Genomic DNA, 26023 nt, shown 5'->3' with positions numbered 1-26023 from the left:
GCTTCAACGGTATTTTAAGTAAAATAGGCATCTTTCTTTTTTAAACCCTAAGTTGAGTGGTTGTAATCTCCTTATGGATGTACTCGAACGTCGTTCTGTTCTCGCCTTAGCATCAGTCTACTTGTTTAGAATGCTAGGCCTTTTTCTTATTATGCCAGTGATTAGTGTTGCCGCGGATGGCTTAACCGGATCCGATGCAGCCTTAATAGGTACTGCGATTGGCATTTACGGTTTTACTCAAGCGTGTCTACAGATTCCGATGGGCATGTGGTCCGATCGTATTGGCCGTAAACGTGTGATTGTCATTGGTCTATTACTGTTTGCTTTAGGCAGTTTGATTTGTGCCAACGCCACCGATATTAGCGTATTGATTATTGGTCGAGCCGTACAGGGCGCTGGGGCGATTGCTAGTACCTTAATGGCGCTTCTGAGTGATGTGACGCGAGAGCAAAATCGAACCAAAGCAATGGCGACCGTGGGCATTAGTATTGGCGCTTCCTTTATGCTGTCACTGGTATTAGGTCCTTGGATATTTGACCTGATTGGCTTGTCTGGGCTTTTCTATTTATCGTTTGGCTTTTCTTTTTTAGGCATCGCTTTGGTGCTCTTTATGGTGCCAAATGTGGTACAGCATACCTTCCGCCGAGATACGACACCAAGCGCGGTCGCTCTAGGAAAAGTTATCAAAGACAGCAAGTTACGCTTTTTGAATATTAGCGTGCTCTTGCTACACGCCAGCCTGACAGCCTTGTTTGTGACTGTGCCGCATTTATTAATCACTCGATTCGGTTTGCCATTGGCGCACCATAGCTGGTTGTATCTAGCGATTATGGGTTTTGCTTTTGTGGGTATGGTACCATTGGTGATTATTGCAGAAGCCAAAGGCAAAATGAAAGAAGTCGTTTTTGGCGTCGTTGCATTACTAGGTTTCAGTGCTTTGTTGCTACAATGGGCACCATACTTATGGGCTTTTGGGCTATTGCTATGGGCTTATTTTGTTGGCTTCAATACCTTAGAAGCAACCTTACCTTCTCTGATTAGTAAGTTAGCACCTGTTGGCTATCGCGGCACGGCCATGGGGGTTTTCTCTACTCATCAATTTTTAGGTTCCTTCATTGGTGGTATTGGTGGTGGCTGGCTATTACAGCACTTCTCCAGCAACAGTTTATTCCTCGTCGTTGGTTTGGCATTGCTTTTGTGGTCGATAGTCTGCTTATTCCAGCCTACAATACGACAACTGAGCAGCGTGGCGTTTAGCCTGCCAGAAGGCGATGACGCAGCGATAACTGCGTTCGCAGACCAGCTCTCCCATGTGGAAGGGGTGGAAGACATGCAGATTTTTATAGATGAGCGTACCGCTTATCTTAAAGTAGACAAAAAAATACTCGATAAAGAGACATTGCAGCGCCTTGCGCCGCAAGTGAATCTTTAAAGATGACAATGAATTATTTAGTTGGAGAGCGTCATGGCACGTGGAATTAACAAAGTTATCCTAATCGGTAACGCAGGCAATGATGCCGAAGTGCGTTTTATGCCATCGGGTGCAGCGGTTGCAAACGTTAACCTAGCAACATCAGAAAGCTGGCGTGATAAGCAAACCGGACAAATGCAAGAACGTACCGAGTGGCATCGAGTGGCTTTTATGGACCGCGGTAATTTCCGTTTGGGTCAAATTGCAGGTGACTTCATCAAGAAAGGCTCAAAAGTCTACGTAGAAGGTTCTTTGCGTACACGTGAGTGGGAAAAAGACGGCATTAAGCGTTACACCACTGAGATTGTTGCGAACGAAATGCAGTTACTTGACGGTCGTGGCGATAACAATAATGGCGGCCAGCAAGGCGGCTATGATTCATCTGCTCAAGGTGGCTACGGCAACAATGCACCACAACAAGGTGGTTATAACCAAGCACCGGCACAACAAGCGCCACAGCAAGGTTTTAATCAACCACAAGGTGGCTACAACCAAGCGCCCGCTCAGCAAGCACCACAACAAGCGGCTCCGCAAGCTCAGCCTCAATCTTTTGGTAGCTGGGGTAATGCGCCACAGCAAGCGCCTGCTCAAGCAGCGCCACAGCAACGTGCGCCACAGCAGCCGGCTCCTCAGCGTGCACCAGCGCCTGAGCCAAAACCTCAGCAAGCGCCAAACTTTGATGACTTCGATGATGATATCCCGTTCTGATATCTGAATTCATAACGTGTAGAGTTAACTTGAAAGCCCCTTTATAAGGGGCTTTCTTTTTTCATAGCACAACTCATAGAGGACTACGCAATGCTGTTAGGTGTTACGCTCGGAACGAATGATCTCGCAAAAGCGGGTGCTTTTTATGACGCTGTATTAGGCACCATTAATATGGTTCAGACGATGGCGGTAGAGGGGGAGATAGGTTACGGCGTGATAGGTGGCTTAAGTTGCTTTTGGGTATTAACGCCGTTTAATCAACAAGCTGCGTCGTACGGCAATGGCGTGCAAGTTACCTTTCAAGCGTCGAGTAACGATCAGGTTGAGGCTTTTCACCAAATGGCGTTAGCGCTTGGCGGCGTGGATGAAGGCGCACCAGGGTATCGTTATCGTTCAGATTATTACGGTGCCTACTGCCGAGATTTAGATGGTAATAAATTGCACGTTATGTACGAAGCTTAATAGTTCTATTTTCTCTTTAATATATTACGACTGAGTGCTTTGCCCTCTAAAGCTTTAAATATAACTTGCTATGTAATTACTTACTGTGTTAATATTTTTTCATCGGGTCAATAGAAAGCCCTGTTTATTTGTACGTACCACGTTGTTATTAGTAATAATCCTTCGCGTTATCCTCAGTTAAATATCTGTTTTCTTCACACTCAATCGCCTTATTTTGGGCACACTTTTATTAATTTCTAGGATATCTATTATGTCTAATACAACAACTGGTTCAGTAAAATGGTTTAACGAAACAAAAGGTTTTGGTTTTATTGAACAAGAATCTGGTCCTGATGTTTTTGCTCACTTTAGTGCAATCGTCAGTGACGGCTTTAAAACATTGGCCGAAGGTCAACGTGTTGAGTTTAAAGTGACACAAGGCCAAAAAGGCCCACAAGCAGAAAATATTGTTTGTATCTAAATTTCTAAATAGTGGGCTTAATTAGCCCACTATTTAACATTAGTTTGAAAGAAAGACCTGTTTATTGTACGTACCACGTTGTTATTAGTAATAATCCTTCGCGCTATCCTCAGTTAAATATTTGTTTTCTTCATGCTCTATCGCCTTATTTTGGGCACACTTTTATTAATTTCTAGGATATCTATTATGTCTAATACAACAACTGGTTCAGTAAAATGGTTTAACGAAACAAAAGGTTTTGGTTTTATCGAACAAGAATCTGGTCCTGATGTTTTTGCTCACTTTAGTGCAATCGTCAGTGATGGCTTTAAAACATTGGCCGAAGGTCAACGTGTTGAATTTAAAGTGACACAAGGCCAAAAAGGCCCACAAGCAGAAAATATTGTTTGTATCTAAACGTCTAAGCAGCGGGCTTTTTTAGTTCACTGGTTAATGTTAGTTTGAAATGAGGATCTGTTTATTGTTGGTGTCGCGTTGTCGAGCTTACTTTGGACTCCTTGTTAAAAAGCCTTGCTAAATTTAGCAGGGCTTTTTTGTTTTTAAGGGGTAATAAAGATGCTTCTTTAATCCTTTATTATCTTTAGTACAATTTTTCCTAGATGGTGTTTTTTCTGAAACGCTTCTTGCGCTTGAACGATTTCTTTTAGCGGATAAGTTTGTGCCACCAATGGTTGAATCTTCCCTTCTTCTAGGTAGTGAATTAAGTTCTGAAACACGTTCGGTGCTAAGACAGTGCAACTAAATACCCCCAGGTCTTTTAAGTACAAGGTTCTTACATCCAGTTCGACAAATGCTCTGCCAATCGCGCCAGATACTGCATAACGACCGCTTGGTTTATCAGCTTGTTATCGGGGAAAGCCGCAATCGCGTTCATCGACAAGCAGCCGTGAGGGGCGTTGTTGCTCATCCAGGTTTCAAGGCGCTGAAAGATAGTAGACAGGGCGTGTTCGCCACTCGTTGATAGGTCACTATCAAGGTAAGCAGGATAGCGCTGATGACGATATTCTAATGCGGCAACAACCATGGCTTCTTTCGAAGGGTAATGTTTATACAGGGTACGCAGACTGACATGACAGGCTGTTTTTAGTTTGTCCACATTTGGCTCGGCAAAGCCATATTGGCTAAAAGCGAGCTCAAGGTTGGCGGCGATTTTCTGCATCAAAGCGTGCTCCCTATTGGGGTAGAGTGTTTGCTTTACCTTTGTCAGTGTTCTGCTGCGAATCTATGGGCAATTTTGTTTACAGCGGAGCGATATCTGGGGCACATTTATCGGTATACTTAGCGCTTTTTAGCATCTAGTCATGCGTCCAAAAGGTGCATAACACAAGAAGAGGTTGAAACAGTGAACGATGACGATGAGGCATCTTTGTTTGCTCAAGAAGTAGCGGGCATTCAGCCTTTAGCAAAAAGCGAAGTCTACCTTGGCAAGAAAGGGGCGCCGGTGGATTTCCAAGCACGTAAACGTGCGGCCATTATGGCAAAGGAAGCCGACAGTAATCACTTGTCGCATGACTATGTTGAAAAGGTCGATCCAAACGATGTTTTGGAGTACAAGCGTTCAGGGGTGCAGGATGGCGTGTTTAAACGTCTACGCCAAGGAAAATACGGCATCGAGTCTCGTTTAGACCTACATCAGAGAACCGTAGCTCAAGCCCGGGAGCTTGTTTACCAGTTTGTTGAAGACTGCATGCGTAACGATATTCGGGTGGCTATTATTGTGCATGGTAAAGGCGATCGAACACCAAATCCAGATAGCCAAGCGATGATCAAAAGTTATATCAACAAGTGGTTACGTGATTTAGACAGTGTCATGGCCTTCCATACAGCGCAGCGTTACCATGGCGGCTTAGGCGCTGTGTATGTGCTTTTTAAAAAAAGTGAAAAAGCACGTCTCGAAAATTGGGAAAAAGCGCAGAAACGCTAAATGTTCACACAACCAAGACAAAACCATAACGGTTTGTTCGTGCAGTAAAAGTCACAAATTTGTTATAATTTCGCCACTTTGCAACCTTGAGTTCCATAGGGCTGCCCCAAAACATTCCAATCACCGTATTCTAATTCACTAGAGGTAGAGAATGACTAATAGCACCGCACATCATCCTGCGTTTACTTTTCTTCGCAGCGAATTTATCGATGCTCTAAACGTTACCGTTCAAGAGTTCGAGCACACAGTTACAGGCGCTAAACATTTTCATATCGCATCAGAGAATGATGAAAACGTTTTCTTGGTCGGATTGAAAACCGTACCAACCGATTCTTGTGGTGTTGCGCACATTTTAGAGCACACCGTATTGTGTGGTTCCGAGCGTTTTCCTGTTCGTGACCCTTTCTTTATGATGATTCGCCGTTCTTTGAATACCTTCATGAACGCCTTTACGTCATCTGACTGGACGGCGTACCCATTTGCCAGCAAGAACAAAAAAGATTTCCATAATCTTCTTGATGTTTATTTGGACGCTGTGTTTTTCTCTCGCTTGGATGAATTGGACTTTTCCCAAGAAGGTCATCGCCTTGAGTTTGCTGAGCCAACTAACCCTGAGTCAGAATTAACGTACAAGGGCGTGGTCTTCAATGAAATGAAGGGAGCAATGAGCTCGACCACATCGGTACTTTGGCAAACACTGACCAAATACCTGTTCCCAAATAACACTTACCATTTTAATTCCGGTGGTGAGCCGAGTGACATTCCAGACCTTTCTTATCAAGATTTGTTGGCTTTCTACCGCACGCATTACCACCCATCTAATGCGGTCTTTATGACGTTTGGTGACATTCCTGCGCAAACACTGCAAGCGGAATTTGAAGAAAAAGTATTGAGTCGTTTTGAGCGCCTAGCAACACAAGTCAGTGTGCCAAATGCCAAACGTTACTTTTCTCCGGTGCGTGTTGAAGAGGGCTATGCGGCCGACGAAGTCAAAGAAGACGGTAGTCATGTGGTTGTCGGTTGGTTATTGGGCGAAAGTATTGATCTTGGCCAGCAGTTTGAAGCCGAGTTGTTGTCGAGCGTGTTATTGGATAACAGCGCATCGCCATTGCGACGAGTACTGGAAAGTAGCGAACTAGGTCGTGCGCCGTCGCCTTTGTGTGGCCTTGAAGACAGCAATAAAGAAATGAGCTTCATGTGTGGTCTAGAAGGCGTGAAGCGTGAGAATACAGCGCAAGTTGAAGCATTAATTTTATCGACTCTTGAAGACATCGCTAACAACGGCATTCCACAAGACATGGTCGATGCCATGTTGCACCAATTGGAGTTAAGCCAGCGTGAGGTCGGTGGCGGTAGTTACCCATACGGACTGCAATTGATTTTAGCCGGTCTCTCAACGGCAGTGCATTCTGGTGATGTGATTGCGCAATTGGATTTGGATCCGGTTATCGAAAGCATGCGTGTGAAGGTGCAAGATAAGGACTACATCCCGAACTTAATTAACACCTTATTGCTGTCTAATGCTCACCGCGTGACGATTACATTGAGCCCTGACGATGCCTTAGAGATGCGCCGTAATCAGTCAGAAAAAGACCGCTTAAGCAAAATTAAAGCGGCGCTGTCCGATGACGAAAAAGCCAACATCATTGCTCGCAGCGAAGCCTTGAAAGAACGTCAGTCGCAAATAGATGATATGAGCATCTTGCCAAAAGTGGGTCTTGAAGATGTGCCGGCGCGCTTGCCAGAATACGAGCACCATCAGCAAGCGGGTGAGCTGCCTGTTACTTTTTATCCACAGGGCACCAATGGTTTGGTGTATCAGCAGTTGGTGATTACTTTGCCTGAGCTGGATGAAGAAGAAAAAAGCCATTTGCCTTTGTTCTCTTCATTGATCACCGAGTTGGGTGTTGGCGAGCAAGATTACCTTGCTATCCAAGAGCGCCAAGCTCAAGTATGTGGTGGTTTGGGTGCGTCGAACTCGATCCGCGCCAGTATTCAAGACCGCCAGAATGTGAGTGCGTATTTTGTGCTGTCTACCAAGGCGTTGGTGCCGAATGTGGCGGCAATGAGCGAATTGCTTAAAGACACCATGTTGAATGTTCGTTTTGACGAAATCAGCCGTGTGAAAGAGCTGGTGGCACAACGCCGTTCGCGTCGTGAGCAGTCTATTACAGGTCAAGGTCATTCACTTGCCATGACCGCTGCCGCGAGTGGTATTTCAGGTTTGTCTGCTCAGCAAGAGCAATGGGGTGGCATGACAGGGATTCGCAGTGCGATTGCCTTGGATGACGCGATGAAGGCGGATGATACGGCAGTAGAAGAGCTCTTTGCAGTGTTCTCTCGTTTACACGCCAAATTGCTCGCCGCGCCTAAGCAAATGTTGCTGGTGGCTGAGCCTCAGCACGAGACCAGTATTCTAGAATCTGTACAGCCTGTGTTTGCGGATCTGCCGAATGGCGCGTCAACAAGCACGTTTGTTTTGCCAGCAGTGGATCATAAGGTCAATACGGCATGGCTAACGGCGACCCAAGTAAGCTTCTGTAGTAAAGCCTTTAAAACCGTTTCAGGTGAGCACCCTGATGTGGCGGCCTTAACGGTATTAGGTGGCTTCTTACGCAATGGCTTTTTGCACCGTACGATTCGTGAGCAAGGTGGTGCTTACGGTGGCGGCGCGAGCTTCGATGGCACCAATGGCGCTTTCCGCTTTTACTCTTACCGCGATCCTCGTTTAACAGAAACCTTGGCGGATTTTGATGCCTCCATTGAGTGGATGTTAAATGAAGATCATACGGAGGACGCGCTAGAAGAGGCCATATTGGGTGTTATTGGGTCGATGGATAAGCCAGGATCACCTGCTGGCGAAGCGCAAAGTGACTTTTATGTTCAGTTGCATGGGCGTTCTCTTGCCTATCGCGAAGCATTTCGAGCACGTATTTTGGCGGTGACAATAGAGCAGCTAAAAGCGGTAACGAAAGCCTACTTGAACAAAGAAAATGAAAACGTGGCCGTGGTGACTTCAACCTCTAAGCGGGCAGAATTGGAAGCGTTAGGCTTCGATATTCAAACTTTATAATAAAAAACGAGACAGTTTTTACTAGCGGAAAATTAAATGGATCAGTTTCATGATATACGCCCTTACAACGACGACGAAGTCGTTGGGGTGTTGCACAACCTGGTAGACACGCCAGATTTTATTAACACTATTGTCGGCTTTCGTTTTGCCGGCTGGCCTAAATTATTGCACGCGCCTTTGGCACTTGCCGTCAAATTTGCGCTGAAGCGTCAGGTGGCAGGCATTAACAATGTGCATGATTTTCAAATGCGTGTTGCGGGCTACATGGATCGTATGATCAAAACAACGACCTCTGATGTAGAGTATCGTGGTATTGAAAAGCTCGACAAAGGGGTAGGGTACTTATTCCTATCCAATCACAGGGACATAGCGATGGACCCTGCGTTTGTAAATTATGGTTTGTATTTAGCTGGCCTGAACACGGTGCGTATCGCCATTGGTGATAACTTGTTACGACGTCCATTTGTGTCTGATCTGATGCGTTTAAACAAGAGTTTTATTGTTAAGCGCTCAGTCAATGGTATTCGTGAAATGATGGCCGCTTTTGGGCAACTATCAAGCTACATCACCCACTCCTTGACGAAAGACCAATGCAATATCTGGATCGCTCAGAAAGAAGGGCGAGCAAAAGATGGGGTGGATCAAACCGACCCTGCGTTGATCAAAATGTTGTACATGAGTCAGAAGAAAGAGAAAGTGAGCTTTGCCGAAGCCATGGCAAACTTGAAGATTGTCCCTGTCTCGATTTCTTATGAATACGATCCATGTGCGTTTGATAAAGCACAGGAGCTGCATGAAAAGTCGACCACTGGCAATTATGAAAAGTCAGAGTTTGAAGACATAGATAGCATCAAAAATGGCATAGTTGGGCAAAAAGGCAAAGTCGTGGTGACGTTTGGCGATGTGCTCAAAGAAGGCATTGATACCCCTGAAGCTTTGGTCGCAGAAGTGGACCGCCAGATCATTACCAACTACGCCATTCAAACGAGTAACGAAGCTGCACTCGCTATTCAGCAGGGTAAACCGTCCACCGACAGTGCGTTTGCTACGTATCTAGAAAGTTGCCCACAGGCGTTGCGTGATACGGTGGTCGCTATGTACGCGAACCCGCTAAAGCAGCAACAAAAATATCTAAGTGAATAGAAATTGAGGTAGCGATTGTGCGTTTAGGAATCTTGTTAAGGTCGTGGATCGGCTCAACCATTTTCTTTGTTTATTACATGTTGTCTACGGTCTTTTTTGGCGTGCTTGCTCCTTTTGCAACCGTGTTATTGCCAAAAGACTATCGTCAACCAGTACTTAACCAACATAACAAAGGCTTGTTGTTTGTGTTTCGAGTGCTGTGCGGCGTGAAAGTTGAAATCATTGGGCGCGAGCACATTAATAAAAATCGGCCAGTCGTGCTGGTGGCGAATCACCAGAGTGAGTGGGAAACCTATGTGCTGCAAGTTTTGATGGCACCTGTTTCAACCGTGCTTAAAAAAGAGCTGTTGTCGGTTCCCTTCTTTGGCTGGGGGTTGCGAATGGTACAGCCTATTGCCATTGACCGCTCTAAGCGAACCAATGCGCTGAAACAAATTATGAGTCAGGGGAAAGAGCGTCTAGAAGATGGACGATCAGTGCTGATCTTCCCGGAAGGAACCCGAACTAAGCCAACAGAAACAAAAGACTTTAATAAGGGTGCTGCCATGTTAGCGACATCCGCTAAAGCGCCGATTTTGCCTGTGGTTCATAACGCGGGATACGCTTGGCCGAGTAAGAGTTTTTTCAAGTTTCCAGGCTCTATTCGTCTTGTGATCGGACCGGTTATTGAGTCTGAAGGTAAGAAAACGTCTGAGCTGCACAATGAAATGGAGCAGTGGATGCGAGCGGAAATGGCAAAGTTGCCTAACGGTAAATAGTCCATTAGGAAAAAAGACTAAGCGCCTTATCTTTATGTTGTTTGTCGATGGGGTGTATTAGAAATAAAAAAGCCGCATTTATAATGCGGCTTTTTTTTGACACTGAACTGAGTCGTCAGTCAGATTATGCGTCGTATTTTTTGAATACTAGGCTGGCGTTAGTACCACCAAAACCAAAACTGTTAGACATGATCAAGTTCAAATCTACATTGTCTTGGCGAGTTGTCACAACTGGAATGTTACCAGCGGCTTCATCTAGCTCATCAATGTTTGCAGACGCTGTGATGAATTTGTTTTCCATCATTAGCAAGCAGTAGATAGCTTCATGAACACCGGCCGCACCCAAAGAGTGACCAGACAGTGATTTTGTTGAGCTGATAGATGGGATCTTGTCACCAAATGTCTCATTCACTGCTTGCAGTTCTTTCATGTCACCAGCGGGTGTACTTGTACCGTGAGTGTTGATGTAATCAATCTCACCATCGATGGTGCTCATGGCCATTTGCATACAACGTTTTGCGCCTTCACCAGAAGGAGCAACCATGTCGTAGCCATCAGATGTTGCACCGTAACCGACTAACTCAGCATAGATTTTCGCGCCACGAGCTTTAGCGTGTTCTAGTTCTTCAATGACTAGAATACCGCCGCCGCCAGCGATAACGAAACCATCACGGTTTGAATCGTAAGCACGAGAGGCTTTTTCTGGTGTTTCATTGTACTTAGAAGACAATGCGCCCATGGCATCAAACATACACGTTTGCGCCCAGCTTTCTTCTTCGCCACCACCGGCAAACACAACGTCTTGTTTGCCTAGTTGGATAAGTTCCATGGCATTACCAATACAGTGCGCACTGGTTGAACAAGCAGAAGTGATTGAATAGTTAACACCTTTGATTTTGAATGGCGTTGCCAAACAAGCAGAAACGGTGCTGCCCATGGTTTGAGTAACGCGGTATGGACCCACGCGCTTCACGCCTTTCTCACGTAGAGTGTCAGCGGATTCTACTAGGTTTTGTGCGGATGCACCGCCAGAACCAGCAATCAAACCAGTGCGAATATTAGAAACTTGCTCTTCTGTTAAGCCCGCATCTTCAATAGCTTGTTGCATAGAAACATACGCATACGTTGCCGCGTCGCCCATAAAACGGCGAACCTTGCGGTCAATGCTAGATGAATCTAAGTCGATGCGACCACAAACGTGGCTACGAAAGCCGTGTTCTTTGTAATCTTCAGCGAAACGAATACCAGAACGGCCCTCGCGCAAGGAGTTTAAAACGCTCTCTTTGTCATTGCCTAGGCAGCTGACAATGCCAAGACCTGTTACTACTACACGACGCATAAATGTGCCTCTTTATTCTTAGTCTTTAGAAGTTTTCTGTTGATGAGAATAAACCGACACGTAAGTCTTGTGCGGTATAAATTTCTCGACCATCAACGGATACGCTTCCGTCTGCAATTCCCATGATCAACTTACGCTCAATAACGCGCTTAAGATGAATATGAAAGGTAACTTTTTTTGCAGTCGGAAGGATTTGACCTGTGAATTTCACTTCACCAGAACCCAATGCGCGACCGCGACCTTTGTTGCCTTTCCAGCCAAGGAAAAAGCCAACAAGTTGCCACATAGCGTCCAAACCTAAACAACCAGGCATTACTGGATCACCAGGGAAGTGGCATTTGAAAAACCAAAGGTCTGGATGAATATCAAGCTCAGCTATGATTTCACCTTTACCGTATTTACCACCTTCGGTAGAGATACGAGTGATTCGATCCATCATCAGCATATTCCCAACTGGAAGTTGAGCATTGCCTGGGCCAAACATTTCGCCGTGGCCGCATTGTAATAGTTCGTCTTTTTCAAACGAGGAAGCTGTAGTCATTATAATCCTATTTCCACATTCAGCAGATAACTCGACTTGGTTACGCTGAGTTGTGTGGTTCAGTTAGCAGTATAAAATCCACCGGATTATAGCGTCTCAAGGACGTAATATGAACGTTTGAGTAGAAAAAAACCAACAAGACTTCGTAAAAGTCGGTTATTTACTGATCTTGGGCCGTGATTTTAGGGAGAATCTGGTGCTAGCAAGAGAAACAGAGCTGGTTTACTCTATTCTGCTGACACACATTAGAACGCTCCAACGGTAAGGTGGTACATAAGGTTGTCTAGGTTATTGCACGGAAATGAATGGCTAGATGCTTGGCGCCACGAATTTGTGGATGGCTATACAGTTGGGTATGTAGGGCCTGTTCGTGATGAGCGCCCTAATTTGCATTTTTTACATGGCAATGGCTTTGCTGTGCAAACCTATCGTCAGTTTCTGAGCGCACTGGGTGAAGACTACAATTTGATTCTACAAGAAGCGGCGGGTCATGGTCGATCGTCTGCAGGTCGCCGATTTGTTGGTTGGAATGCCACCGCAGAACGATTCTCTGCCAGTTTGAAGCCGCGAATGGCGTCGTTACCAAAGCAGAAAATGATGGGGGTAGGGCACAGCTTTGGCGGTTGTATGACGCTCTTAATGGGAGCTCAAGATCCCGCCTTGTTCGACCGGCTGGTATTGTTAGACCCTGCGTTATTTCCACCACGGTTGTTGTGGTTGTTGCGAGCAGTGACCTTTTTGGGATTGAAAAATCATGTGCCGTTAGCAAAACAGGCGAAACGCCGCCGCGTGAAGTGGGAAAGCATCGATCAGGTAAAAGCAAATTTCACCGGAAGAGGCACGTTTAAGGGTTGGCATCCGTCTTGTTTAGAGGATTATATAGAGCACTCAATTCGCCAAGACAAAGCATCACGAGAGTATCACTTAGCTTGCCCTTCATGGATGGAGGCCGCCGTTTTTGCCAGCTATCCGAAAGGACTTTGGAAAGCCATTCGTTCGATTTCTGTGCCGACTTATATTGTGCAGGGGAAAGAGACGTTTTCGTATTTTAAAGAAGCCTATCAGCTCGCCGCGCGCATTAACCCTAATATACAAGTAATAGAAGTGGAGGGTGGTCATTGCTTTATGCAGCAATACCCTGAGCAGAGTGCGAAGAAAGTGAGAGAGATATTGAAGCAAGAAATAAAACCTCGGACATGATGAGGTCTTATTTCTTGTGAGTCGCTAAGCAGCGCGTTTAGCTTTTGCGTTTCACCGCTGTGTTGGCTAATGCAATAAGCGCTTGTTTGTATTCAGACTCGGGCAAAATGGCAATAGACTGGATTGCTAAGTCGGCTTGCTGTTGTGCTTGTTGCTGGGTGAATTCAATGGCGCCACAGGCTTGTACATCGGCAATAATGGCATCAAGGTTTTCGAGGCCGCCAGTCAAAATCGCTTGTCTAACGCGATCTACGGCGTCTTGGCTGCCATTTTTCATTGTGTAGATTAGTGGCAGAGTCGGTTTGCCTTCGGCTAAGTCATCACCCACGCTCTTACCCATTTCTTCGGCGGTGCTGGTGTAATCCATCACATCGTCGATCAATTGAAATGCGGTACCAACGTACATGCCGTAATCTTGGAGCGCCGTTTGATGCGCTTTATCTGCATCAGCAATAACCGCACCGCAAAGCGCCGCACCTTCAAACAATTTGGCCGTTTTGTATTGAATAACTTTTAGGTAACTTTCTTCCGTGGTATCTGGGTCGCCGCAATTGATCAGCTGTTGGACTTCGCCTTCAGCAATGATGTTGGTGGTTTCCGCCAGAATCGCCATGCAATCCATGCTGTTAATGCTGACCATCAATTGAAATGCACGTGTGTATAAAAAGTCACCGACAAGAACGCTGGGCGCGTTGCCCCATTCTTCATTGGCGGTTTTTTTACCACGGCGCATATCAGATTCATCCACCACATCATCATGCAACAGCGTAGAGGTGTGGATAAACTCAATAATGGTCGCCATTTTAATGGCTTTTTCTAATTTGTCAGGGTCCAAATCGGCGCTTGCGCGAGCGGCAAGAAGTACTAACAATGGGCGCAATCGTTTGCCGCCATTACTAATAATATAGTAACCAATTTGTTCTATTAGAGGTATGTCACTGCTGAGCTGTGACATAATGTAGTCGTTCACTTGACCAAACTCGTTGGTCACAACATCATGGATTTGTGTGGATTGCATGCATTTTCCGAAGCTAATAAGTCCCAAGCTGAACAGCAAGTGCGCACCATGCTAGGTAAGCGCTGTGCTGCGGTCAACCCAAAACATGAAAAATATACAATAGATTGCCTTTTCTCTTGTTTTGACTGGTGTGATTTTGTACAATCTCGCGTCCGATTTACCCACGTTTTGCTCCCTATCATATGGTAAGTGAGTTTTTATCGTGATCGATAAAGATTTGGTGCCACTAGAAGTAGGTCAAACTCAATTCAGTAGCCGGGTAAATCTCATTGGAGAAGAACATGTTCGCAGTAATTAAAACTGGCGGTAAGCAATACCGTGTACAAGAAGGCCAAACCCTTAAGGTTGAGAAATTAGCTATCGAAGAAGGTGGCGTTGTGCAATTCGACGACGTTCTTCTAGTTAGCAATGGCGACGACGTTAAAATTGGCGCTCCTGTTGTAGAAGGCATCAAGGTAACAGCTGAAGTTGTTACTCATGGCCGCGGAGACAAAGTGAAAATTTTGAAATTCCGTCGTCGTAAGCACTCTATGAAGCGTATGGGTCATCGTCAGTGGTTCACGGAAGTGAAAATAACTGGCATTAAATAAGCCCTAACTAAACTAATTTTAAGGAGTAAGTCATGGCTCATAAGAAAGCGGGTGGTAGTACTAATAACGGTCGCGACTCCGAATCGAAACGATTAGGTGTCAAACGTTTTGGTGGTCAAGTTGTGATCCCAGGTAACATTCTTGTTCGTCAGCGTGGTACTCAGTTCCACCCTGGTGCAGGTGTTAAGATTGGTAAAGATCACACTTTGTTTGCTGTTGCAGAAGGCCAAGTGAAATTTGAAGTTAAAGGTAAGTTTAAGCGTCGCACAGTTTCTGTTGTTGCTGCTTAATCTCTGCTAAAAACTCAAAAAGAGCTCCGCGACGCGGGGCTTTTTTTTTGGAAAAATTCTATAATCAGTTTCTGTTGATTCTGATAAAGCACCTAAGAGGTGAATCTGTGAAATTCGTTGATGAAGCCAGTATCTATGTAAGAGCGGGTAAAGGCGGAAATGGTTGTTTAAGCTTTTGGCGTGAAAAATTCGTGGCGAAAGGTGGTCCTGATGGTGGTGATGGCGGCAACGGCGGCAGTGTAGTGCTGGTCGCTGATGAGTCATTGAACACTTTGATTGACTTTCGCTTTACCAAAAAATACATCGCAGAAAGCGGTGAAGGCGGCCAAGGCCGTGACATGACGGGTTCAAAAGGCCCAGATCTTGAGATCATAGTGCCAGTAGGGACCACAGTGATCGACGAAGACACAGGAGAAACCTTAGGGGATCTTGTGAAAGTCGGTCAGAAGCTAAAAGTGGCTCAAGGTGGTCACCATGGTTTGGGTAATACCCGTTTCAAATCCAGTACTAACCGTGCCCCTCGTCAAACGACAAAAGGAACGGTAGGGGAAGAGCGTACGCTTAAGTTGGAAATGAAGGTATTGGCCGATGTGGGCTTGCTAGGCTTGCCGAATGCAGGTAAATCGACCTTTATTCGCTCCGTGTCTTCTGCAAAACCAAAAGTGGCGGATTACCCGTTTACAACGCTAGTGCCCAATCTGGGTGTGGTAAAAGTTAAGAAACACCAGAGCTTTGTGGTTGCCGATATTCCGGGAATCATCGAAGGCGCTTCTGAAGGCGCGGGCCTGGGTATTCGTTTCTTGAAGCACTTGGTGCGTAACCGTATCTTGTTGCACATAGTCGATTTGGCGCCTTGGGATGAAATCACCCCTGCAGAAGCGGCTGTTATTGCGGTTAATGAACTTCATCAGTTTAGTCCAGCATTGGCTCAGCGTGATCGTTGGTTGGTATTGAATAAAACGGATATGGTGCCAGCAGAAGAGTTGGAAGAGCGCTGTCAAAGCGTGATCGATGCACTAGGCTGGGAAGGCAAGGCGTATCGTATTTCTGCCATCTCTGGTGAAGGTACAGAAGTCTTGTGTCTTGACCTTATGACAGCGCTTGAAGAGCAGCGTGAATTGTTGGCAAACAGTGAAGAAGCGCGTGAGAAAGAGCAGGCTATGCGTGCCTTGATCGACGAAGAAGGTCGTAATCGAATTCTGTCGTTGCGTGAAAAACGTCGTAAAGCAGGTCAATTGCTGGATGATGAAGACTTTGACGATGAAGATTATGATGTGGACGTAGAATACGTTCGTTAATTGGATGAGAAAATAAGCAGTATCATGGATATTCGAGAGAGAGTTGCTAATGCGCACCGTGTCGTAGTGAAGATCGGCAGTGCGTTGCTGACGAATGATGGTCAAGGGCTTGATGTGGCCCGTATTGGCCTCTGGGTTGCACAGATAGCAGAGTTAAGGGCGCAGGGCAAAGAGGTTGTCTTGGTGTCTTCAGGCTCTATTGCGGCTGGTATGAAGCGGCTCGGCTTCTCTTCTCGACCGACACAAGTAAACGAGCTTCAGGCTGCTGCTGCTGTTGGGCAGATGGAGTTGGTTGGTGTTTATGAGTCTCATTTTGAACGCCACGGTTTGTGTACCGCACAGATATTGCTTACTCATGATGATTTATCGAACCGCCGACGCTATTTGAACGCGCGCTCCTCGTTGCGAACGCTGCTTAATCTTGGGGTTGTACCCATAGTTAACGAAAATGACACGGTTGTAACCGATGAAATTCGCTTTGGTGACAATGACACCCTAGGCGCGTTAGTGGCGAACTTAGTTGAGGCGGATGTGTTGATCATTTTGACGGATCAGCTTGGCTTGTTCGATAAAAACCCACGTGATCACAAAGACGCTGTGTTATTGCCGTATGTTTCTGCTTCAGATAGTCGCCTCGAAGCCATGGCGAGTGGTGGAGCGGGTGCGTTGGGCAGTGGTGGTATGCTGACAAAAATCCGTGCGGCACGTTTGGCTGCTCGATCCGGTGCGGATACCTTGATCGCCTCTGGTCGTGAGGAGAATGTCATTGTCAGAGTCTCGTTGGGTGAGCCTATTGGTACTTGGCTAGAACCTGATCATAGTCGACAAGCTGCGCGTAAATTATGGCTGGCAGGTCATCTTAAGAGTCGCGGTTCTCTGGTGCTGGATGCCGGGGCGGTGAAGGCGCTTCGTAAAGCAGGAACCAGCTTGTTAGCGGTGGGGGTAAAAGACGCCGAAGGGTCTTTCTCTCGTGGCGATATGGTGTTGTGTGTCGATGAGCAAGGTGTTGTTGTCGCTCGTGGATTGGCCAATTACAGCGTTGCAGAGACGTTAAAATTACTCGGTCGCTCTTCTTCTGAAATAGGGGCGATTTTGGGGTATCAGGGTGAACCTGAATTAGTGCATCGCGATAATTTGGTGATTGTTTAATTGGCTGAGTAATTATTTAACTGTTAGTTGGGAGAATGTAATGGCAAAGCCGGGGCAGTCTGGTTTGGCGCGAGTATTGAGTGCGTCTCGTTATTCTTATCAAGGTCTTAAGGCGCAATGGAAACACGAAGCGGCTTTTCGCCAAGAAGTGTGTTTGTTTATTATCGCTCTTCCTTTTGCACTTTGGTTAGGGGATACAGCATTAGAGAAAGCGGTGCTGATCTTTTCAGTTGGTATGGTATTGATTGTTGAAACGCTGAATTCAAGTGTTGAAGCTGTGGTGGATAGAATCAGTGATGAGCATCACGAGTTATCTGGTCGAGCCAAAGATTTAGGGTCGGCGGCGGTTATGTTGACGCTATTGTTGGCCGTTGTGGTATGGGGTGTTGTGCTGATTGGCTAATGAGAGTTGGGCAAGAAAATAAAGTATAAAAAAACCGGCATAAGCCGGTTTTTTTATAGGTATTAGGCCAGTGCTTTGATTTTAGCACTCAAGCGGCTCTTATGACGAGCTGCTTTGTTTTTGTGATATAGGCCTTTATCAGCTGCTTTGTCTAGCTTAGATGTAGCTAGAACGTAAGCTGCTTGTGCATCAGCTTGATTACCTGCTTCGATGGCTGCATCTACTTTTTTCAAGTATGTGCGAACCATAGAGCGCAGGCTACCATTATGAGCGCGACGTTTGATCGCCTGGCGCGCACGTTTTTTTGAACCGGCGGAATTTGCCACAGTCTGGCTCCTTTCGTTTATATTAGGAAACGGCACAGCACTGTGCTGCGTCGTGAAATCAATGTCAAGTATGACTTCATAATCTCGCGGCGGATTTTACCAGTTTTTGAGCATGCCACAACCCCATTATACAAATAATCACCAAATCTACTGGCTTATTTCCCTAACTTGTTGTGGATTCAGGTGGTATTCTTGCTCCAATTTGTTGGAATGGTTAACAAAATTGCTATGTCGGAAAATAATATCACCCCGAAAAAAACATCGAAAAATAACTCATTATTGCGATCAGGTGTTTTGGTGTCCGTGTGCACTTTCTTGTCCCGTATCTTGGGGTTGGCTCGAGATTCGGCATTAGCGTATGTGCTGGGGGCAAGCGCAGGTGCGGATGCGTTTTATGTGGCGTTTAAAATTCCCAATTTTTTCCGTCGTTTATTTGCTGAAGGGGCGTTTGCTCAGGCGTTTGTTCCTGTGTTGAGCGACTATCGAGTGAACGAGACGAAAGAAGAGGTTCGCGCTCTTATTTCCGCAGTGTCTGGCTCCTTGGCGTTAGTGCTGCTGTTGATTACCGCGTTGTTTATGGTATGCGCTCCGTGGGTGGTGTATCTCTTTGCGCCTGGGTTTGCTGCAGACGGCGAGCAGGCACGGTTAGCGTCTGAGCTGCTAACCATTACTTTTCCGTATTTGCTGTTTATTTCACTTACGGCATTGGCGGGTGGCATTCTCAATGCCCATGGCGAATACGCAGTGCCAGCCATTACGCCCATTTTTCTCAACATTAGCTTATTGGTTGCTACCTTGGTGTTTGCGCGCAATGCCTTGGAAGCAGAAACTGCCGTGGCATGGGGGGTCTTTTTTGCAGGGCTGGTTCAATTGCTCTTCCAAATGCCCTTTCTGGCGCGCCTCAAATTACTGCCGATGCCGTCTCTTCAGTTTCGTCACCCAGGTGTGAAGCGCATTTTGATCTTGATTGGTCCGGCGTTGTTTGGGGTCTCGGTCGGGCAAATCAATTTGCTCTTAGACACTGTGTTGGCGTCGTTTCTGCAAACGGGCAGTATTACGTGGCTGTATTTGTCTGATCGTTTGTATGAATTGCCGCTGGGGATTTTTGCGATTGCGATTAGTACCGTGATTTTGCCTTCTTTGTCGCGCAGTTTTGCAGGCAAAGACCCGAAAGCATTTTCGGATACATTGGATTGGGCGCTGCGAATTTTATTGTTGATCGCAGTGCCGTCGGCATTGGCATTGTTTATGTTGGCTGAGCCATTGATTGCGACCATCTTTTATCGGGGTGAGTTGACCGTGCATGATGTGACGAAAGCCGCGCAGAGTTTACAGGCGTATTCTTTAGGGCTGATCTTTATGATGCTCATTAAGGTGCTGGCGCCTGGGTATTACGCTCGCCAAGATACGCGCACACCAGTGCGAATAGGGATTATCGCGATGGTGGCCAACATGGTGTTTAATCTGATTTTAGTGTGGCCTTTGGGTCATGTTGGATTGGCCTTGGCGACCAGTTTGTCGGCGGCGTTAAATGCATTTTTGTTGTGGCGCGGGTTGCGAAAGCAGGGTCATCATCAGTTTTCTCATCATTGGAAATTGATAACGAGGGTGTTAATCGCGGCAACGGCGGCCTTGGCGGTGTGGATCTATTTCTTTCTGCAACAGGGTATGGTGTGGACGCAAATGACTGATCTGCATCGCGTTGGTGAGGTGCTTCTTGTGGTTGTGGTTGGTGTGACCGTCTACGTAGGTGCTGCGGTACTGGTGGGGTTGCGACCGTCTTCTTTCAAACACTAGATTCGTTTCATGGCGTCATCGATGCTTCTTGCTGAGGTTGTGCTAGTTCTGGCCTACCTTCAGGTGGTGATCTGCTATATAATCTCGGTTATTTTTTCGGCACTGGGTGGGATAGTCTTGAACGAGGTACTATGGAGTTAATTCGCGGTATTCATAATATCCGTTCAAAGCATAAAGAATGTGTGCTGACGATAGGGAATTTCGACGGCGTTCATCGTGGCCATCATGCCATCTTGAACCGCGTCAAAGCGCTGGCGGAACATTATCAAGTGCCGGCAGGCATTATGATTTTTGAACCTCAGCCAAGGGAGTTTTTTACGCCCGATAAAGCGCCAGGTCGTATTAGTCGACTGCGTGATAAAGTGCACTTCTTGAAAGGGCAGGGCATTGATTATGTGTTGTGCTTGCCGTTCAACCCTAAGCTTCAGCAATTGGATGCGAAGGCTTTTTGCCAGCAGATTCTATTTCAAGGATTGTCCGTTCGTCATTTGGTGGTAGGAGACGATTTTCGTTTTGGCTGTGATCGCCAAGGGGATTTCGATTACCTTAAACAATTTGGTGAGAGTCATGGCTTTGATGTGGAAAATACCCCATCGGTATTGAACGAGGCCGGTGAGCGTATTAGCAGTACCTTGGTGCGCCAAGCATTGGAAACCGGTGATATTGACGCCGCCCAAGAAAACATGGGCCATCCGGTCATTTTGGGCGGGCGAGTCATCGGTGGTCAGAAGCTGGGTCGCACATTGGGCTTTCCTACGGCTAACGTTCATTTAAAAGGGACTCAGCCTGCGTTGTCAGGTGTGTATGCGGTGCAACTTGACGTTGCAGGCGTAACGCACAATGGTGTGGCTAATATTGGTGTGAGACCAACCGTACAAGGCAAGACGCCGATATTAGAAGTGCACCTTTTTGATTTTAATGGTGATCTGTACGACAAATATGTTCAGGTAACCTTCTGTCGCTTTATCAGGGCAGAGCGAAAAATGGCCAGCTTAGATGCGCTGGAAAAACAAATTCAATGTGATAAAGAAGAAGCAATACTCTTTTTTGCCTAATCAGTGAACTGATGATCTTTGAGGATAAATCGATAAACCATGAGTGATTATAAACCGACGCTTAATTTGCCAAAGACAGACTTCCCTATGCGTGGAGACTTGGCAAAACGTGAACCTGCAATGCTGAAGCAATGGCAGGATATGGATCTATACAACAAAGTACGCGAAGTCAGTAAAGGCCGTAAATCTTTTATTCTTCATGACGGCCCTCCGTACGCAAATGGCAGTATTCACATTGGTCACGCGGTTAACAAAATCCTCAAAGATATTATTGTTAAATCAAAAACCGTCAGTGGTTTTGATGCGCCTTACATTCCAGGTTGGGATTGTCACGGCTTGCCGATTGAGCACAAAGTAGAACAGTTGATAGGCAAAGCGGGTACCAAAGTATCGTACAAAGAATTCCGTGCCAAATGTCGCGAATACGCTTACACGCAAATCGAACAACAGAAAAAAGATTTTATCCGTTTGGGCGTAATGGGCGATTGGGAAAACCCATACCTTACGATGAACTTCCAAACCGAAGCGAACATTGTTCGTGCCTTGGGTAAGATTGCTGAAAACGGCCACCTCGTTAAAGGCTTTAAGCCAGTTTACTGGAGTGTGGTGGGTGGTTCTGCCTTGGCTGAAGCCGAAGTGGAATACCAAGATAAAACGTCATTGTCATTGGATGTGCGCTACGCGCCTCAAGACGAAGCGGCGTTGTTGGCAAAATTCTCTGATGTAGAAGGCGAAGGCAAAGTATCGGTTGTTATCTGGACAACGACGCCTTGGACCTTGCCTGCTAGCCAAGCGGTTTCTGTTCACCCTGAGTTTAACTATGCCCTTGTTGAAGTGGACATGGGCTTGGGTAAAGAGCGCTTAATCGTTGCTGAAGACATGGTTGAAGGTTTGATGGTGCGCTACGGTGTGTCTGATTTCCGTATTGTGGGTCGTACTATCGGTGCGGATCTACAAGGCACTGTCTTGAATCACCCATTCTTGGAACGTGATATCCCCGTTATTCTTGGCGAGCACGTGACCACCGAAGCCGGTACAGGTTGTGTGCATACCGCACCAGACCATGGTGTAGACGATTTCAACGTCGGCCGTGAAAATGGCATTGGTACCATTAACCTAGTACAAGACAATGGCGTGTATTCAGATGCCGCTGGTGAATTTGCTGGCTTGCATGTTTATAAAGTAGATGGCGCAGTGCTTGAAGCATTAAACCGAAACAACGCCTTGGTTTTCGAATCGAAAATTTTCCACAGCTACCCTCATTGCTGGCGTACTAAAACACCATTGATCTTCCGCGCGACACCACAGTGGTTTATCAGCATGACCAAAGAAGGTTTGTTGGATGCGGCCAAACACGCAGTTGAAGGTGTGAAGTGGGTGCCAAGCTGGGGACAAAATCGCATGGAAGGGATGTTGAATAACAGCCCTGATTGGTGTGTGTCTCGTCAACGTACTTGGGGTGTTCCGATTGCTTTGTTTATCAACAAAGAAACGCAAGAATTGCACCCAGAAACACCACGTTTGATTGAAGAAGTTGCCAAACGTATCGAGCAAGAAGGCATTGATGCTTGGTTCGAAATGGACGCAGAAACCCTATTGGGTGATGAAGCGGCAAAATACAGCAAGGTGACTGACACGCTAGACGTATGGTTTGACTCTGGGGTAACGCATTACTCTGTCATCGATCAGCGTGACGAATTAAGTTTTCCGGCCGATTTGTATTTGGAAGGTTCTGATCAGCACCGTGGTTGGTTCCAATCGTCGTTGAAAACGTCCATCGCGATTCGCGGTGTGCCTCCGTACAAGCAAGTGCTTACCCATGGCTTTACAGTGGATGGCGACGGTCGCAAGATGTCGAAATCATTGGGTAACGTATTGTCACCTCAAAAAGTGATGGATACCTTAGGAGCGGACATCATTCGTTTGTGGGTAGCGGCAACCGATTACACCACTGAAATGACTGTTTCTGATGAGATTCTGAAGCGTGTTGCAGATTCATACCGTCGTATCCGTAATACCGCGCGCTTTATGTTGTCTAACTTAAGTGGCTTCAATCCAGCAACGGATGTTGTTGCAAGCAAAGACATGTTGGCCTTGGATCGCTGGATTGTAGATCGTGCCGCTTTGTTGCAAACAGAGTTGGATACGGCTTACAACGAATACCAATTCCACACAGTTAATCAGAAAATCCAAAACTTCTGTTCTGTGGATCTAGGTGGTTTTTACCTAGATATCATCAAAGACCGTCAGTATACGACTCAGCCAAACAGCTTGGCTCGTCGCTCTGCGCAGACGGCCTTGTACCATATCATGGAGGCCTTCACTCGCTGGATTTCGCCAATCTTGAGCTTTACCGCGGATGAGTTGTGGCACGCTATGCCAGGTGACCGAGTTGAGTCTGTCTTCTTAGAAACATGGTACGAAGGATTAGAAACGTTGTCTGGTGATGAGCCAATGGGACGTGAATTCTGGAAGCATGTGCTGGAAGCTAAAGTCGCTACTAACAAGGTATTAGAAGCCGCACGCAGCGAAGGCAAGATGAAGGCCAGCCTAAGTGCAGAAATCACCTTGTATTGCGATGAGGCATTGCAAGCGACATTGAGTCGTCTTGATGATGAGTTACGCTTTGTGCTGATTTCTTCTAATGTAAAAGTATTGCCATTGGCGCAAGCGGGTGATGATGCCGTAGCAACAGATCTTGATGGGCTAAAAGTTGTGGTAGCGTTAAGCAGCAATGAGAAATGTGTTCGCTGCTGGCACCACCGTCCAGAAGTTGGTCAGCGTGCCGAACACCCAGAATTGTGTGATCGTTGTATTTCCAATTTACCAGATGGAGAAGGTGAACAACGCCTTTACGCCTAATGACCATTCGTTTTGTATGGCAACAAGTCCAGCGCTGGTGGGCGCTGGCACTTGTTATATTTGCAGTAGACTGGCTGACTAAGCAATGCATTGAAGCAAGCATTGCTTATGGTCAGACTGTCCCTGTTCTTCCCTTCTTTGATTTAACGCTGCGTTATAACACGGGGGCTGCTTTTAGCTTCTTAGCAAATGCAGGCGGCTGGCAGCGTTGGTTCTTCTCCTTTATCGCATTAGCTGTCGTAATCGGCATTAGTTGGCGCTTGGTTAAAGTGGCCGCTACGAATCGTTGGGAAGCCTTGTCACTGAGCCTCATATTAGGCGGTGCAGTTGGCAATTTATATGATCGATTGGTTTATGGTCACGTTGTCGATTTTCTAGAGTTTCATTGGCAACAGTCTTGGTATTTTCCTGCTTTTAATGTGGCGGACAGTGCCATCACCATTGGTGTTATTTTGATGTTGTTAGAAAGTGTGCTGGCAAAGCCACAGAAAGGCCCGAAAGAATGAATGTAATTACCACGAATAGTCAGGTGACTTTGCACTTTGAGTTGTCTTTAGAAGATGGCCAAATAGTCGACTCTAATTTCTCTCATGAGCCCGCTCGGTTTGTGTTCGGCGATGGCAACTTACTGCCTGCTTTTGAAGAAGTATTGCTGGGCATGAGCGTGGGCCAAGAAGGTCGTTTTGAAATGTCGCCAGAGCAAGCCTTTGGTGCGCGAAATGAAAGCAATATTCAGCGTATGCCGCGTTCTCAATTCTCGATGGATATAGAAGAGGGCATGGTGGTGTCGTTTGCTGATGCCAGCAAAAACGAATTGCCAGGCGTGATCGCAGAGATCAGTGACAATGAAGTGCTGGTGGATTTTAATCACCCCTTGTCTGGTCGCACCTTAACTTACCGAGTACAAATTGTAGCGGTAGAGGAGGCAGCATGAGTTTTGCTATTCAGTTAGCCAATCCTCGTGGTTTTTGTGCTGGTGTAGATAGAGCCATTGATATTGTAAATCGCTGTTTGGATTTGTTTGAAGCGCCTATCTTTGTTCGCCATGAAGTGGTTCATAACAAGTTTGTTGTTGAGTCCCTTAAAGCGCGTGGCGCTGTCTTTGTTAACGAGTTAGACGAAGTGCCGGATGACAATATTGTCATCTTTAGTGCGCACGGTGTGTCTAAAGCGGTTCGTGATGAAGCCGAAAAGCGCGGTCTTAAAGTGTTTGATGCTACCTGCCCGTTAGTGACTAAAGTTCATCTAGAAGTGCTTCGTTATTCTCGCGATGGTGCTGAGTGTATTTTGATTGGTCATGATGGTCACCCTGAAGTAGAAGGGACCATGGGGCAGTATGATAACAAGCAAGGTGGTGCTATTTACCTTGTGGAAAACCCTGATGATGTGGCCAAGCTAAAAGTAGAAAACCCAGACAAACTCGCTTTTGTCACGCAAACAACACTTTCTATGGATGACACCTCTGTCGTGATTGATGCCTTACGTCATCACTTCCCTAATATTACAGGGCCGAAGAAAGACGACATTTGTTACGCAACCCAAAATCGTCAAGACGCAGTGAAGACGTTAGCGAAAGAGTCAGAGCTGGTATTGGTCGTTGGCTCAGTCAATAGCTCGAACTCAAACCGCCTTCGAGAACTGGCGGAGAGAATGGGAGCGAAAGCGCATTTAATTGATAATGCGAGCGAGATACAAAGTGACTGGTTGGCTGGTGTTCGTAGCGTGGGCGTCACCGCGGGTGCCTCGGCGCCTGAAATCTTGATAAACGAAGTAATTGATCGTCTTATTCAAGAAGGTGGTAATTCACCAGAGGAGCTTAAAGGGAGAGAAGAGAATGTTTCTTTCTCTATGCCTAAAGAGCTTCGAATCGTTGAATTATAGGTGCTTTCATTTTTATTATAAAAAAATGAATCTTTTATTAAAAAGTACTTGCGCTAAAATTTTCACGATGTATTATACGCACCCACTGACACGGACAACGACGCAAACAAGAGTTTGCAACTTAGCTTGCTAAGTAAGTCGACCGACATGTCAGACGCTCTTTAAAATAGATAATCAGATAATTTGTGTGGGCGCTCGCTGGAGTCTTCAGAAGATCATCGCCGTTCGGTTTTACCGGAAGGTAGTTGATCAAAAAAATTGAAGTCTTACGAGAG

At 46.2% G+C, this 26023-nt stretch carries 27 protein-coding genes; 21 read left to right on the top strand and 6 right to left on the bottom strand.

The genetic code is table 11. From position 1 onward, the window contains the following. Positions 1 to 73: 73 nt before the first annotated feature. From E0D71_RS16865 to E0D71_RS16845, 5 genes are all read left to right on the top strand, one after another. The gene (locus E0D71_RS16865; protein ID WP_133004485.1) at positions 74 to 1432 is read left to right on the top strand and encodes an MFS transporter; all 1359 of its coding nucleotides are present in this window, start codon (positions 74 to 76) and stop codon (positions 1430 to 1432) included. A 33-nt stretch (positions 1433 to 1465) separates the two neighbouring features. Then, positions 1466 to 2179 carry a single-stranded DNA-binding protein gene (ssb, locus tag E0D71_RS16860; protein WP_133004484.1) on the top strand — a complete coding sequence of 238 codons (714 nt, stop codon included), beginning with the start codon at positions 1466 to 1468 and terminating at the stop codon, positions 2177 to 2179. 90 nt (positions 2180 to 2269) lie between these two features. Continuing rightward, positions 2270 to 2641 carry a VOC family protein gene (locus E0D71_RS16855; RefSeq protein ID WP_133004483.1) on the top strand — a complete coding sequence of 124 codons (372 nt, stop codon included), beginning with the start codon at positions 2270 to 2272 and terminating at the stop codon, positions 2639 to 2641. A 250-nt stretch (positions 2642 to 2891) separates the two neighbouring features. Next, the gene (locus E0D71_RS16850) at positions 2892 to 3101 is read left to right on the top strand and encodes a cold-shock protein (RefSeq protein WP_115898976.1); all 210 of its coding nucleotides are present in this window, start codon (positions 2892 to 2894) and stop codon (positions 3099 to 3101) included. Between the two features lie 186 nt (positions 3102 to 3287). Further along, positions 3288 to 3497, top strand: coding sequence for a cold-shock protein (locus tag E0D71_RS16845; protein ID WP_115898976.1), 210 nt, complete (start codon positions 3288 to 3290; stop codon positions 3495 to 3497). Between the two features lie 167 nt (positions 3498 to 3664). Here the strand turns inward: E0D71_RS16845 and E0D71_RS17510 are convergent, their stop codons facing one another. Further along, positions 3665 to 3817 (bottom strand): zinc-binding dehydrogenase, encoded by a 153-nt coding sequence (locus tag E0D71_RS17510; protein ID WP_279433452.1) that lies wholly within the window; start codon positions 3815 to 3817, stop codon positions 3665 to 3667. Between the two features lie 56 nt (positions 3818 to 3873). Continuing rightward, positions 3874 to 4260 carry a TetR/AcrR family transcriptional regulator gene (locus E0D71_RS16835; RefSeq protein ID WP_133004524.1) on the bottom strand — a complete coding sequence of 129 codons (387 nt, stop codon included), beginning with the start codon at positions 4258 to 4260 and terminating at the stop codon, positions 3874 to 3876. A 183-nt stretch (positions 4261 to 4443) separates the two neighbouring features. Here E0D71_RS16835 and smrA point away from each other — a divergent pair, with 183 nt between their 5' ends. From smrA to E0D71_RS16815, 4 genes are all read left to right on the top strand, one after another. Then, the gene (gene smrA, locus E0D71_RS16830; RefSeq protein WP_133004482.1) at positions 4444 to 5025 is read left to right on the top strand and encodes a DNA endonuclease SmrA; all 582 of its coding nucleotides are present in this window, start codon (positions 4444 to 4446) and stop codon (positions 5023 to 5025) included. Between the two features lie 151 nt (positions 5026 to 5176). Continuing rightward, positions 5177 to 8098 carry an insulinase family protein gene (locus E0D71_RS16825; protein ID WP_133004481.1) on the top strand — a complete coding sequence of 974 codons (2922 nt, stop codon included), beginning with the start codon at positions 5177 to 5179 and terminating at the stop codon, positions 8096 to 8098. A 36-nt stretch (positions 8099 to 8134) separates the two neighbouring features. Then, positions 8135 to 9241 carry a 1-acyl-sn-glycerol-3-phosphate acyltransferase gene (locus E0D71_RS16820; protein ID WP_133004480.1) on the top strand — a complete coding sequence of 369 codons (1107 nt, stop codon included), beginning with the start codon at positions 8135 to 8137 and terminating at the stop codon, positions 9239 to 9241. A 17-nt stretch (positions 9242 to 9258) separates the two neighbouring features. After that, a complete protein-coding gene (locus tag E0D71_RS16815) occupies positions 9259 to 9999 on the top strand; it encodes a lysophospholipid acyltransferase family protein (protein ID WP_243712076.1) in 741 nt (246 codons plus the stop codon). A gap of 124 nt (positions 10000 to 10123) precedes the next feature. Here E0D71_RS16815 and fabB read toward each other — a convergent pair whose 3' ends face one another. Both fabB and fabA read right to left on the bottom strand, forming a co-directional pair. Next, the gene (fabB, locus tag E0D71_RS16810; protein ID WP_133004479.1) at positions 10124 to 11338 is read right to left on the bottom strand and encodes a beta-ketoacyl-ACP synthase I; all 1215 of its coding nucleotides are present in this window, start codon (positions 11336 to 11338) and stop codon (positions 10124 to 10126) included. Between the two features lie 25 nt (positions 11339 to 11363). After that, positions 11364 to 11879 (bottom strand): 3-hydroxyacyl-[acyl-carrier-protein] dehydratase FabA, encoded by a 516-nt coding sequence (gene fabA / locus E0D71_RS16805; protein ID WP_133004478.1) that lies wholly within the window; start codon positions 11877 to 11879, stop codon positions 11364 to 11366. 279 nt (positions 11880 to 12158) lie between these two features. On the opposite strand from fabA, the gene E0D71_RS16800 reads away from it, so the two are divergent. Further along, positions 12159 to 13079, top strand: a complete 921-nt coding sequence (locus tag E0D71_RS16800; RefSeq protein WP_243712075.1) for an alpha/beta hydrolase — start codon at positions 12159 to 12161, stop codon at positions 13077 to 13079. A 37-nt stretch (positions 13080 to 13116) separates the two neighbouring features. On the opposite strand, the gene ispB is transcribed toward E0D71_RS16800, so the two are convergent. After that, positions 13117 to 14097, bottom strand: a complete 981-nt coding sequence (gene ispB, locus E0D71_RS16795) for an octaprenyl diphosphate synthase (RefSeq protein ID WP_133004477.1) — start codon at positions 14095 to 14097, stop codon at positions 13117 to 13119. A gap of 281 nt (positions 14098 to 14378) precedes the next feature. Between ispB and rplU the strand changes: the two genes are divergently transcribed. The 5 genes from rplU to E0D71_RS16770 all read left to right on the top strand — a co-directional run bounded on the left by rplU (position 14379) and on the right by E0D71_RS16770 (position 17827). Beyond that, positions 14379 to 14687, top strand: a complete 309-nt coding sequence (rplU, locus tag E0D71_RS16790; RefSeq protein WP_133004476.1) for a 50S ribosomal protein L21 — start codon at positions 14379 to 14381, stop codon at positions 14685 to 14687. Between the two features lie 32 nt (positions 14688 to 14719). Continuing rightward, positions 14720 to 14977, top strand: a complete 258-nt coding sequence (gene rpmA / locus E0D71_RS16785) for a 50S ribosomal protein L27 (RefSeq protein WP_133004475.1) — start codon at positions 14720 to 14722, stop codon at positions 14975 to 14977. Between the two features lie 107 nt (positions 14978 to 15084). Beyond that, a complete protein-coding gene (cgtA, locus tag E0D71_RS16780; RefSeq protein WP_133004474.1) occupies positions 15085 to 16275 on the top strand; it encodes an Obg family GTPase CgtA in 1191 nt (396 codons plus the stop codon). A gap of 24 nt (positions 16276 to 16299) precedes the next feature. Continuing rightward, the gene (gene proB, locus E0D71_RS16775; RefSeq protein WP_133004473.1) at positions 16300 to 17424 is read left to right on the top strand and encodes a glutamate 5-kinase; all 1125 of its coding nucleotides are present in this window, start codon (positions 16300 to 16302) and stop codon (positions 17422 to 17424) included. A gap of 40 nt (positions 17425 to 17464) precedes the next feature. Then, positions 17465 to 17827: a diacylglycerol kinase gene (locus tag E0D71_RS16770; RefSeq protein WP_133004472.1), complete on the top strand. Its 363-nt coding sequence runs from the start codon at positions 17465 to 17467 to the stop codon at positions 17825 to 17827. 62 nt (positions 17828 to 17889) lie between these two features. Here the strand turns inward: E0D71_RS16770 and rpsT are convergent, their stop codons facing one another. Then, positions 17890 to 18153 (bottom strand): 30S ribosomal protein S20, encoded by a 264-nt coding sequence (gene rpsT, locus E0D71_RS16765; RefSeq protein ID WP_115898992.1) that lies wholly within the window; start codon positions 18151 to 18153, stop codon positions 17890 to 17892. Between the two features lie 228 nt (positions 18154 to 18381). Here rpsT and murJ point away from each other — a divergent pair, with 228 nt between their 5' ends. The 6 genes from murJ to ispH all read left to right on the top strand — a co-directional run bounded on the left by murJ (position 18382) and on the right by ispH (position 25748). Next, positions 18382 to 19950 (top strand): murein biosynthesis integral membrane protein MurJ, encoded by a 1569-nt coding sequence (gene murJ / locus E0D71_RS16760; protein ID WP_133004521.1) that lies wholly within the window; start codon positions 18382 to 18384, stop codon positions 19948 to 19950. Positions 19951 to 20081: 131 nt separating this feature from the next. Next, positions 20082 to 21005, top strand: a complete 924-nt coding sequence (gene ribF, locus E0D71_RS16755; RefSeq protein ID WP_133004471.1) for a bifunctional riboflavin kinase/FAD synthetase — start codon at positions 20082 to 20084, stop codon at positions 21003 to 21005. A gap of 39 nt (positions 21006 to 21044) precedes the next feature. Then, entirely contained in the window at positions 21045 to 23867 is a 2823-nt protein-coding gene (gene ileS / locus E0D71_RS16750; protein ID WP_133004470.1) for an isoleucine--tRNA ligase, read from the top strand. Next, positions 23867 to 24373 (top strand): signal peptidase II, encoded by a 507-nt coding sequence (gene lspA, locus E0D71_RS16745; protein WP_133004469.1) that lies wholly within the window; start codon positions 23867 to 23869, stop codon positions 24371 to 24373. Before ileS ends, lspA begins: the two co-directional genes overlap by 1 nt. After that, entirely contained in the window at positions 24370 to 24801 is a 432-nt protein-coding gene (locus E0D71_RS16740) for a peptidylprolyl isomerase (RefSeq protein ID WP_133004468.1), read from the top strand. Before lspA ends, E0D71_RS16740 begins: the two co-directional genes overlap by 4 nt. After that, the gene (gene ispH, locus E0D71_RS16735; RefSeq protein WP_133004467.1) at positions 24798 to 25748 is read left to right on the top strand and encodes a 4-hydroxy-3-methylbut-2-enyl diphosphate reductase; all 951 of its coding nucleotides are present in this window, start codon (positions 24798 to 24800) and stop codon (positions 25746 to 25748) included. The genes E0D71_RS16740 and ispH overlap by 4 nt, the downstream gene beginning before the upstream one ends. The last annotated feature ends 275 nt before the right edge of the window (positions 25749 to 26023 follow it).

Source organism: Marinomonas sp. KMM3893, from assembly GCF_004352855.1.
Lineage (GTDB): Bacteria > Pseudomonadota > Gammaproteobacteria > Pseudomonadales > Marinomonadaceae > Marinomonas > Marinomonas arenicola.
Note: the sequence above shows the minus strand (reverse complement) of the source record. Positions and strands in the feature narration are given on the sequence as shown.

Bases quoted from the DNA above. Each gene is read 5' to 3' on its own strand.
- ispB (WP_133004477.1), bottom strand. From the start codon at position 14,097: ATGCAATCCACACAAATCCATGATGTTGTGACCAACGAGTTTGGTCAA.
- fabA (WP_133004478.1), bottom strand. From the start codon at position 11,879: ATGACTACAGCTTCCTCGTTTGAAAAAGACGAACTATTACAATGCGGC.
- rplU (WP_133004476.1), top strand. From the start codon at position 14,379: ATGTTCGCAGTAATTAAAACTGGCGGTAAGCAATACCGTGTACAAGAA.
- E0D71_RS16855 (WP_133004483.1), top strand. From the start codon at position 2,270: ATGCTGTTAGGTGTTACGCTCGGAACGAATGATCTCGCAAAAGCGGGT.
- ispH (WP_133004467.1), top strand. From the start codon at position 24,798: ATGAGTTTTGCTATTCAGTTAGCCAATCCTCGTGGTTTTTGTGCTGGT.
- ssb (WP_133004484.1), top strand. From the start codon at position 1,466: ATGGCACGTGGAATTAACAAAGTTATCCTAATCGGTAACGCAGGCAAT.
- proB (WP_133004473.1), top strand. From the start codon at position 16,300: ATGGATATTCGAGAGAGAGTTGCTAATGCGCACCGTGTCGTAGTGAAG.
- E0D71_RS16835 (WP_133004524.1), bottom strand. From the start codon at position 4,260: ATGCAGAAAATCGCCGCCAACCTTGAGCTCGCTTTTAGCCAATATGGC.
- E0D71_RS16825 (WP_133004481.1), top strand. From the start codon at position 5,177: ATGACTAATAGCACCGCACATCATCCTGCGTTTACTTTTCTTCGCAGC.
- ribF (WP_133004471.1), top strand. From the start codon at position 20,082: ATGGAGTTAATTCGCGGTATTCATAATATCCGTTCAAAGCATAAAGAA.
- E0D71_RS16740 (WP_133004468.1), top strand. From the start codon at position 24,370: ATGAATGTAATTACCACGAATAGTCAGGTGACTTTGCACTTTGAGTTG.
- E0D71_RS16820 (WP_133004480.1), top strand. From the start codon at position 8,135: ATGGATCAGTTTCATGATATACGCCCTTACAACGACGACGAAGTCGTT.
- E0D71_RS16845 (WP_115898976.1), top strand. From the start codon at position 3,288: ATGTCTAATACAACAACTGGTTCAGTAAAATGGTTTAACGAAACAAAA.
- fabB (WP_133004479.1), bottom strand. From the start codon at position 11,338: ATGCGTCGTGTAGTAGTAACAGGTCTTGGCATTGTCAGCTGCCTAGGC.
- E0D71_RS16865 (WP_133004485.1), top strand. From the start codon at position 74: ATGGATGTACTCGAACGTCGTTCTGTTCTCGCCTTAGCATCAGTCTAC.
- lspA (WP_133004469.1), top strand. From the start codon at position 23,867: ATGACCATTCGTTTTGTATGGCAACAAGTCCAGCGCTGGTGGGCGCTG.
- E0D71_RS16770 (WP_133004472.1), top strand. From the start codon at position 17,465: ATGGCAAAGCCGGGGCAGTCTGGTTTGGCGCGAGTATTGAGTGCGTCT.
- murJ (WP_133004521.1), top strand. From the start codon at position 18,382: ATGTCGGAAAATAATATCACCCCGAAAAAAACATCGAAAAATAACTCA.
- ileS (WP_133004470.1), top strand. From the start codon at position 21,045: ATGAGTGATTATAAACCGACGCTTAATTTGCCAAAGACAGACTTCCCT.
- rpmA (WP_133004475.1), top strand. From the start codon at position 14,720: ATGGCTCATAAGAAAGCGGGTGGTAGTACTAATAACGGTCGCGACTCC.
- E0D71_RS16850 (WP_115898976.1), top strand. From the start codon at position 2,892: ATGTCTAATACAACAACTGGTTCAGTAAAATGGTTTAACGAAACAAAA.